This window comes from Trinickia sp. (assembly GCF_036503415.1).
Classification (GTDB): Bacteria; Pseudomonadota; Gammaproteobacteria; order Burkholderiales; family Burkholderiaceae; genus Trinickia.
Genome location: NZ_DASXWY010000225.1, coordinates 87,287 through 94,708, shown reverse-complemented (window position 1 = coordinate 94,708; position 7,422 = coordinate 87,287). Strand labels below are relative to the sequence as shown.

The following is a 7,422-nucleotide window of genomic DNA, read 5'->3' as shown; positions in this document are numbered from 1 at the left end:
CGGCAGCGCTGCAATCGAGAAGATCGAGGCGGCGGCGGAGCGCGGCATCTCGCAGTTCGTGAACCGCGAGGTGACCAAGCTGGACCGTCCCGAGCTGACGAGCGCGCAGATCGTGGTGTCGGGTGGCCGGGGTCTGGGCAGCGGCGAGAACTATCAGAGCGTGCTCGTGCCGCTGGCCGACAAGCTCGGCGCGGCGTTGGGCGCCTCGCGCGCCGCGGTGGATGCGGGCTATGTACCCAACGATTACCAGGTGGGCCAGACGGGCAAGATCGTCGCACCGCAACTGTACGTTGCGGTCGGTATCTCGGGTGCGATTCAGCATCTGGCCGGCATGAAGGATTCGAAGGTGATCGTCGCGATCAACAAGGATCCTGAGGCGCCGATCTTCAGCGTGGCCGATTATGGACTCGTCGGCGATCTGTTCGCGCTCGTGCCGGAGCTGGTCGCGGAGCTCGGCTGAACGAACGACGACGCGCCGTTCGACTAGGCGCCTGACGGCAACAGGGGAAGGGGCGCGGCGCGCCCCTTTTTTTTTTACGGCCCCAGTTAGCGCTTTAGCGCTTACTGGGGCCCAATGCAGAGCAAGGCCCCCAGTTAGCGCTTTAGCGGTTACTGGGGCCCAATGCAGAGCTGTCGACCGCAGTTGGCGCTTTAGCGCCTTACTGCGGTCCCATGCAGAGCAAGGCCCTCAGTTAGCGCTTTAGCGGTTACTGGGGCCCCAATGCAGAGCAACGACTCAGGAGGAGCACGATGAGCTATACCGCGCCCATCAGGGACATGCTATTCGCGATGAAGGAACTGGCCGGTCTCGAGACGGTTGCCGCGTTGCCGGGCAGCGATGACGCGACACTCGAAACGGCGCAAGCCGTGCTCGGCGAGTCGGCGAAACTGTGCGAGCAAGTGCTTGCTCCGCTGAATGTCGAGGGCGACCGCCATCCGAGCGTCTGGAAGGACGGTGCCGTCACCGCGACGCCCGGTTTCAAGGAAGCGTTCCGCCAGTTCGTCGAGGGTGGTTGGCAAGGTGTGCAGCATCCCGTCGACTACGATGGGCAAGGTTTGCCCAAGCTCATCGCGACGCCCTGCGTCGAGATGCTCAATGCCGCGAATCTTTCGTTCGCGCTCTGTCCGCTGCTGACCGACGGCGCGATCGAAGCGCTGCTCACGGCCGGTAGCGCCGAGCAGAAGCAGCGCTATGTGCCCAAGCTGCTTTCAGGCGAGTGGACAGGGACGATGAACCTCACGGAGCCGCAGGCCGGCTCCGATCTCGCACTGGTACGCACACGCGCGGAGCCGCAAGGCGACGGTACCTATCGAATCTTCGGCACGAAGATTTTCATCACCTGGGGCGAGCACGACATGGCCGAGAACATCGTCCACCTCGTGCTCGCGCGCACGCCCGATGCGCCGGAGGGCGTAAAAGGCATCTCGCTTTTCATCGTGCCCAAGTTCCAGATTGACGACGATGGCAAGCTCGGCGCGCGCAACGACGTGCACTGCGTATCGATCGAGCACAAGCTCGGCATCAAGGCGAGCCCGACCACCGTGCTCCAGTTCGGCGACCATGGCGGCGCGACCGGCTACCTCGTCGGCGAAGAGAACCGCGGTCTCGAATACATGTTCATCATGATGAATGCGGCGCGTTTCGCCGTCGGCATACAAGGCGTGGCCATCGCGGACCGTGCGTACCAAAAGGCGGTGGCTTACGCAAAGGAGCGCGTGCAGAGCCGCCCGGTCGACGGTAGCGCGAAAGACCCCGTCACGATCATTCATCATCCCGACGTGCGCAGAATGCTGGCCACCATGCGCGCGTTGACGGAAGGCGCGCGCGCCCTCGCGTATGTTGCGGCGGCGCACTGCGATGTTGCGCATCGTCATGCCGATGCCGCCGTGCGCGCCGAACATCAGGCGCTCTACGAGTATCTCGTGCCCATTGTGAAGGGGTGGAGTACCGAGCTTTCGATCGAGGTCGCGAGTCTCGGCGTGCAAGTGCATGGCGGCATGGGTTTCATCGAGGAAACGGGGGCGGCTCAGTACTATCGCGACGCGCGCATTCTGACCATCTACGAAGGCACCACGGCGATCCAGGCGAACGACCTCGTCGGTCGCAAGACGCTGCGCGATGGGGGCGCCGTCGCAAAGAAGTTCGCCGCGCAGATTCGCGCGACACTCGATGCGCTTTCGGCGCACGAGGGGCCCGCTTTCGCGGCCATGCGTTTGCAGTTGTCGCTGGCGGTGCGTTCGTTCGACACGGTCGTCGATTTCGTCCTCGCCAATGCGAAGTCCGATCCAAAAGCCGTGTTCGCGGGCAGTGTGCTGTACCTGGAACTCGCGGGCATCGTGCTGGCAGGCTGGCATATGGCGCGTGCCATGCTCGTCGCGGCGCGCGACGAGGTCGGCGACGCGCCGTTTTATGGCGCAAAGATCGCAACCGCGCGCTTTTTCGCCGAGCAAATCCTGCCTCGGGCCGCCGCGCTCGAAACGGCCATCGTCACCGGCAAGGGCGGCGAGGGCATCTATGCACTGTCCGAAGACCAGTTCTGAAAATGCAAACGGCGCCCGTGTGGGGCGCCGTTTGTGCTGCCTGGGCTCTTCGGGTGGCGTGAGCCGTTACGCGTAAGCGGGTCGGGGCGACGTGCCGATGTCGCCCAGATAGCGATGCACCGATAGGTCGTCCGCCTGGATGGCGGGGCGCCGGCCGGAGATGAGGTCGGCAAGCAGTTGGCCCGAGCCGCACGACATCGTCCAGCCCAGCGTGCCGTGGCCGGTATTGAGGAACAGATTCGCGACAGGCGTGCGGCCGACGATCGGCGTGCCGTCCGGGGTCATCGGGCGCAAGCCCGTCCAGAACGTCGCATGCGCCGTATCACCGCCGCCGGGGAAAAGGTCGTTGACGCACATCTCGAGCGTCTCGCGGCGTGCGTTGCGCAGTTTCTGATCGAAGCCGACGATTTCCGCCATGCCGCCCACTCGAATCCGATCGTCGAAGCGCGTGATCGCGATCTTGTACGTTTCGTCGAGCACCGTCGATACAGGCGCCGCGGCGGGGTTGACGATGGGTGCCGTGATCGAATAGCCCTTGAGCGGATAAACCGGAATCTTCACGATGTCGGCCACGAACTGCGTCGAATACGCACCGAATGCGACGACGTAGGTGTCGGCGCGCAGTGTTTCGTTGCCGCAGCGGACACCGGCGATCCTGCCACCCGCCATCTCGAGTGCATCGACGGGCGTGTTGTAGCGGAACTTCACGCCGAGCTGTTCGGCAAGCGCGGCCAGCCGTGTCGTGAACAGCTGGCAGTCGCCCGTTTCGTCGCCCGGAAGACGCAACCCGCCCGTCAACTTGTGCGAGACGGCGGCGAGTGCGGGTTCCGCGCGCGAGAGTTCGTCCGGCGCGAGCAGTTCGTAAGGCACCTGCGCCTCGCGCAGCACCGCGATATCTTTCTGCGCACCGTCGAGTTGCTGCTGCGTGCGAAAGAGTTGCAGCGTGCCGCCCGTGCGGCCTTCGTACTGGATACCGGTATCGGCGCGCAATGCTTGCAGGCAATCGCGGCTGTACTCCGCCAGGCGCACCATGCGGCCCTTGTTGACCGCGTAGCGCTCGGCCGTGCAATTGCGCAACATTTGCCACATCCAGCTCAATTGGAACTGCGTGCCGTCCAAGCGGATGGCGAGCGGGGCGTGCTTTTGGAACATCCACTTGACGGCTTTTAGCGGAACGCCCGGCGCGGCCCACGGTGCTGCGTAACCGGGGGAAATCTGGCCCGCGTTCGCAAAGCTCGTTTCGAGCGCGGGACCCGCGGCGCGGTCGACCACGGTGACTTCATGGCCCGCGCGCGCCAGGTAATAGGCGCTCGTTACGCCCACCACGCCGCTGCCCAAGACGATGACTCGCATAGCTACTCCAAAAGACGCTTGGTCCAGTTATTGGAGCTATACTATTGCGACGAAAGCAGTTTTTGTTTTTGTAGTTTTCATATTTTTGGTGAAAACAGTGAGAACGCAGCGCCAACCGATCCGCAAGCTCGACAAGCTCGACCACCATATCCTGCGCATCCTTCAGGAAGACGGCCGTATCGCGATGAAGGACCTGGCCGAGCGCGTGGGGCTGACGGTCACGCCGTGCATCGAGCGCGTCAAGCGCATGGAGCGCGACGGGGTCATCACGGGCTACTACGCGCGTATCGATCCGGCTCAGCTCGGCGCGGCGCTGCTCGTGTTCGTCGAAATCACACTGGGCCACAAGAGCGGCAACATGTTCGAGCAGTTTCGGCGCGAGGTGCACAAGATTCCCGAGGTGCTCGAGTGCCATCTGGTGTCGGGCGAGTTCGACTATCTCATCAAGGCGCGCATCGGCGAGATGGCCGATTACCGCAAGTTGCTCGGCGACATCCTCTTGCAGCTGCCGGGCGCGGTGCAGTCGAAGAGCTATGTCGTCATGGAGGAAATCAAGGAGACGCTCGCGATCCCGGTCCCGGGTTGAGGCTCAGGCGAGCCGCCCGGTGTGTCTCGGCGCCGCGGCAGAGGGGTTCGCCGCGGCGCTCGCCTGCACGTCGCTCAGGCCGGTTGCGCTGCCGCGTCGAGAAAGCCCGTGACGCTCGAGAAGCGTCCCGTTGCGTCGACGACGGCAAAGTCCGATCCCCTTGCCGCTACCGTGCCGTCCGGGCCGACCAGCTCCCAGGAGAAGCGCACGTACGGGCCGAATCCGTCGATGTCGGTGCTGAGGCGGAAGACGAAGGCCGGGAATCGCTCATGCACGGCCGCAATCATGGTGTCGATGCCTTCATGGCCCTTGCCTTCGAGCATAGGATCGACATAGACGGCGCCGTCGGCATAGGTTTCGGCGATGAGCGCGCGGCGGCGCACGGCGTCGGTCTCGTTCCAGGCGGCGAAGTAGCGGGCGACGAGCGGGGTATGTACGTTCATGTCAGGCTCCTTGGACGTTCAATGGCGGCGCGAGGCCGCGGGTGGCGCGGTCGCCGCTTCGGGAATGGCGACTCGCTCGAGAACGAAGGATCGTCGAAACCGCGAGGCCGGTCGATTACGTCGCAGGTAATGGAAATGCCGCGCCGATTCGTTATGATCGACGCATGAATACGCTTGCCACTTCGTTTCGAAGCCCTCCCGCGCCGCGCGGCACGAGCCGCGGCGTCGGCGATCTACTGCGCGAATGGCGCCAGCGGCGCCGCATGAGCCAACTCGTGCTCGCTACGGAAGCGCAGATTTCGTCGCGGCACTTGAGCTTCGTGGAATCGGGCCGCGCCGTGCCGAGCCGGGAGATGATCCTGCGTCTGGCCGAGCGCCTCGAGGTGCCACTGAGGGCGCGCAATGCGCTCTTCGTGGCGGCCGGCTACGCTCCGCTTTTTCGCGAGCGTCCGCTCGACGATCCTCAACTCAGTGCTGCGCGCCAGGCGGTGGAACTCGTGCTGCGCGCGCACGAGCCGTTTCCCGCACTGGCCGTCGACCGGCATTGGACGATGATCGCTGCAAACGGCGCGCTCGCGCCGCTCGTGGCGGGCGCTGCGCCGAGACTCCTCGAGCCGCCCGTCAATGTGTTGCGTCTGTCGCTGCATCCCGAAGGGCTCGCGAGCAGTATCGTCAACTGGTTTGCCTGGCGCGCGCATGTGCTCCAGCGCGTCGAGCGCCAGGCCCAGACGAGCGGGGATGCGGTGCTCGAAGCGCTCGTCGAGGAACTGGCGGCCTATCCCGCGCCGCCTGGCGCCGAGGACGTGCCAGGGGACACGGAGATGCCCTCGGATATCGTCGTGCCGTTGCTCCTGCGTACGGCGCTCGGAACGTTGTCGTTCTTCAGCACGACGACGGTGTTCGGTACGCCCGTCGACATCACGCTCGCGGAACTCGCCATCGAGGCGTTTTTTCCGAGCGACGAGCAAACGGGCGAGGCGCTGCGCGCGTACGCGAGGGAACGAACGGCGTAGCGTGCTCGCCCGGCACGGGCTTTCTATACTTTGGCTTTGGCCGACGCGGCGGACAGCGCGCGGCGCGCCGGCTGGCCGAGCGCCGCGAGCACGCCGGCGGCCGAGAGGATGGCCGACACCTTCATCGCGGCACCGAAACCGGAGGCGAACGCCTGAGGTGACGCGTAACGCCCGCCCACCGAGAACGCGACAACGGCCAGCGCGATGCCGGCTGCGCCTCCCAGAATCCGGAACATATTGAAGATGCCCGAGGCCTTGCCGATCTCCTTGAGGCTCACCGCGCCCACCGCGGCCTTTTGCGCCGCGGGACCGGCCATGGACACGCCGGCGCCGGCGAGCGTCAGCGCGACGGCAAGGTGGAGGTACGACACATCGGGCGTTGCGTTGTACGCGACCCAGGCGAATCCCAGCGTTTGCAACGCAAGTCCCACGATCATGAGCGCGCGTTCGCCGATCTTGTCGACGAGCCCGCCCGCGACCGGTGCGACGACGAACAGCGTGGCCGTCCATGGCAAAAGGCGCAGACCCGCGCCGAGCGGATCGCACCCTTGGGCGACCTGGAAGAACTGCGGCAGGAAGAACACCACGCCGTACATGGCGGCGTAGAAGAGAAAGCTGGCGGCGATGCTCGCGGAGAATGCGCGCGAGCCGAACATACGCATCGGCATCATCGGCTGCGCGGCGGCATGCTCGCGCGCGACGAATGCTACCGCGAGCGCCGCGCCGCCCCCGAGTGCGGCGACGACTTCGGCGCTGCTCCAGCCTGCAACACTGCCGCGAATGAGGCCCCAGACGATGCCGAGCGCGGCGAGCGCGGCCAGCACCATGCCCGGCACATCGACGGCGACAGCCGGGCCGAAGCTCTCGGGGATACGACGCCACGCAAGCGGCACGATGACGAGGGCGATCGGGACGTTGATCCAGAAGATCCATTGCCACGACAGCTTGCCCGCGATGGCTCCGCCGAGCACGGGCCCCACGATGAGCGCGAGCCCGGTGATGCCGCTGAAGAGCCCGAGCGCTTTGCCGCGCCGCTCGGGCGGATAGGCGGCGGTGAGGATGGCCATCGCCAGCGGCATGATGAACGCTGCACCGGCGCCCTGTGCAATACGGGCGGCGATGAGCCAGGCGACGCTTTTTGCGAGTGCGCAAGCCGCCGACGATACGGCGAACAGCGCTACACCGAACACGAACATGCGTCGGCGTCCGAAGCGGTCGCCCAGTGCCGCGCCGGTGAGCAGTACCGTGGCGATGCTGAGGTTGTAGGCGTTGACGGTCCATTGCAACGCATCGAGCGAGGCGCCGAGATCGGCTCGGATCGCGTTGATCGCGGTGGCGACGACCATCGCGTCGAGCATCGCCATCAACGCGGCGACGGACGTCAGGGCGAGTACCCACTTTTGCATCGATTGCTGATCGGTCGGAGGGTTCATCATGCAGTCCTGGTCATTAAGGGGGTGGCTGTATATCGATCGATGAGGACGTC

The 7,422-nt window shown here is 65.3% G+C and carries 7 protein-coding genes; 4 read left to right on the top strand and 3 right to left on the bottom strand.

Going from position 1 to position 7,422, the window contains the following annotated elements; translation table 11 throughout:
- A partial coding sequence (locus tag VGL01_RS25835; RefSeq protein ID WP_331574492.1) for an electron transfer flavoprotein subunit alpha/FixB family protein occupies positions 1-460 on the top strand: 460 nt, incomplete at its 5' end.
- A gap of 290 nt (positions 461-750) precedes the next feature.
- Positions 751-2,541 carry an acyl-CoA dehydrogenase gene (locus VGL01_RS25830; RefSeq protein ID WP_331574490.1) on the top strand — a complete coding sequence of 597 codons (1,791 nt, stop codon included), beginning with the start codon at positions 751-753 and terminating at the stop codon, positions 2,539-2,541.
- A gap of 66 nt (positions 2,542-2,607) precedes the next feature.
- Here the strand turns inward: VGL01_RS25830 and VGL01_RS25825 are convergent, their stop codons facing one another.
- On the bottom strand, positions 2,608-3,894 hold the full coding sequence (locus VGL01_RS25825; protein WP_331574488.1) for a D-amino acid dehydrogenase: 1,287 nt from the start codon (positions 3,892-3,894) through the stop codon (positions 2,608-2,610).
- 97 nt (positions 3,895-3,991) lie between these two features.
- Here VGL01_RS25825 and VGL01_RS25820 point away from each other — a divergent pair, with 97 nt between their 5' ends.
- Positions 3,992-4,480, top strand: a complete 489-nt coding sequence (locus VGL01_RS25820) for an Lrp/AsnC ligand binding domain-containing protein (protein WP_173258793.1) — start codon at positions 3,992-3,994, stop codon at positions 4,478-4,480.
- A 74-nt stretch (positions 4,481-4,554) separates the two neighbouring features.
- On the opposite strand, the gene VGL01_RS25815 is transcribed toward VGL01_RS25820, so the two are convergent.
- Positions 4,555-4,923: a nuclear transport factor 2 family protein gene (locus tag VGL01_RS25815; RefSeq protein ID WP_331574486.1), complete on the bottom strand. Its 369-nt coding sequence runs from the start codon at positions 4,921-4,923 to the stop codon at positions 4,555-4,557.
- 164 nt (positions 4,924-5,087) lie between these two features.
- On the opposite strand from VGL01_RS25815, the gene VGL01_RS25810 reads away from it, so the two are divergent.
- Complete coding sequence (locus VGL01_RS25810; protein ID WP_331574484.1) at positions 5,088-5,936, top strand: helix-turn-helix transcriptional regulator; 849 nt, start codon at positions 5,088-5,090, stop codon at positions 5,934-5,936.
- Positions 5,937-5,959: 23 nt separating this feature from the next.
- Here the strand turns inward: VGL01_RS25810 and VGL01_RS25805 are convergent, their stop codons facing one another.
- Positions 5,960-7,372 (bottom strand): DHA2 family efflux MFS transporter permease subunit, encoded by a 1,413-nt coding sequence (locus VGL01_RS25805; protein WP_331574482.1) that lies wholly within the window; start codon positions 7,370-7,372, stop codon positions 5,960-5,962.
- Positions 7,373-7,422: the final 50 nt, after the last annotated feature.

What these genes read in the sequence shown, in the direction of transcription:
- VGL01_RS25810 (WP_331574484.1), top strand. Translation starts at nt 5,088, where the DNA reads ATGAATACGCTTGCCACTTCGTTTCGAAGCCCTCCCGCGCCGCGCGGC.
- VGL01_RS25825 (WP_331574488.1), bottom strand. Translation starts at nt 3,894, where the DNA reads ATGCGAGTCATCGTCTTGGGCAGCGGCGTGGTGGGCGTAACGAGCGCC.
- VGL01_RS25805 (WP_331574482.1), bottom strand. Translation starts at nt 7,372, where the DNA reads ATGATGAACCCTCCGACCGATCAGCAATCGATGCAAAAGTGGGTACTC.
- VGL01_RS25815 (WP_331574486.1), bottom strand. Translation starts at nt 4,923, where the DNA reads ATGAACGTACATACCCCGCTCGTCGCCCGCTACTTCGCCGCCTGGAAC.
- VGL01_RS25830 (WP_331574490.1), top strand. Translation starts at nt 751, where the DNA reads ATGAGCTATACCGCGCCCATCAGGGACATGCTATTCGCGATGAAGGAA.